1 protein-coding gene is annotated in these 1,171 nt (G+C 53.5%); it reads right to left on the bottom strand.

All coding sequences use genetic code 11. The annotated features are described in order from the left end of the window. On the bottom strand, nucleotides 1–1,171 hold a 1,171-nt coding region (locus FE392_RS04955; RefSeq protein ID WP_319929127.1), incomplete at both ends, for an Ig-like domain-containing protein.

Below are 1,171 nucleotides of genomic sequence, written 5' to 3'. Positions count from 1 at the left end.
GCCGGAATAGTGATCCCCGCACCTGCGGAGGCCGTGACTTTCATCTGTGCGGCTTGGCCCGGTATCGCGTTTTTCGGTGTATCAAACAACTTCACCGTGAGGGTCGTGGTTTCCTTGCCGTCCGCAATAATACTGGGTTTAGACAGCGTCACAGTTGACGTGGCGGGGTTCAGTTTGCCGTGCGTAAAGACCGTATCCTGTGTGTACACTTTGCCGCCCGGCAACGTGACCGTCACGGACGCGGTGCCGATGTTCTGGCTGCTCAGTGCAACACGGGCCACGCCGTTATTGTCCGTAAATACACGGGAATAGTTTAACCAGCCTATGCCTGCAATAGACCAATCAGTCTGGATATCTTTGCCCAGCGGATTGCCATGGGCATCTGTTAAGGCAATCGCATAAATCACCGTCTCATCAACGGTGACACTGTCACTGCCCTTCAGCACACCAGCAATACCCTTTTTACTCAGGGTAAAGGGATTTTGCTCATCCGCGGCCTGCGGTTTAGCACTGTCCGCCACTACCGTTAAGTTGAGCGATTTATTCATCCGCAGCGTTCCTACATTCACGGCAATCGCTGTCTGCCCCACTTTTGTTGCATGGAAGGCCGCACTGTAACTGCCGTTCTCCGTTTTCTTGAAACTCGGGGGATGCGGCGAAATACCCAAATTCGGTGTAAATACCAGAGTGATAGCCTCCACGTTGTCGGTCAGGGTGTTGCCATACCGATCTTTCGGGGTGAATGTGATTTGAACGTCTTCCCCGGTCACTGCCTGATTTTTTGAAATGGTCACCAACGAATGGGCGGCTGACAATTCCCCGGGCATAAAGCGGGCTTGTGTTGGTGCGGCTTTTTCTTTGCCAGACAGCACTGCGGTTACTTGCGCATCCCCGGCTTGTTGGCTGGTCAATCTGACGGTAGCGATCCCGTGGGCATCCGTCTGCGTTTCGCTGGCAGACAAGCTTCCCAGAGAGGTCTTCCATTTAACCGCCATGCCCTGCAATGCGGTATTCCCGTGTTTGTCCTGCACTTGGGCCTTAATCACAACACTGTCCTGACCATCGGCCTTCACCGAAATAAACGGCGCAGTATTGGCTATCGCCGATTTGGCAGTCACATTTTTCATCATGGTGACGGAGGCCAATTCAGCCGTCTTTTTATCGGCCAGCA

The organism is Xenorhabdus santafensis, assembly GCF_033949405.1.
GTDB lineage: Bacteria > Pseudomonadota > Gammaproteobacteria > Enterobacterales > Enterobacteriaceae > Xenorhabdus > Xenorhabdus santafensis.
Note: the sequence above shows the minus strand (reverse complement) of the source record. Positions and strands in the feature narration are given on the sequence as shown.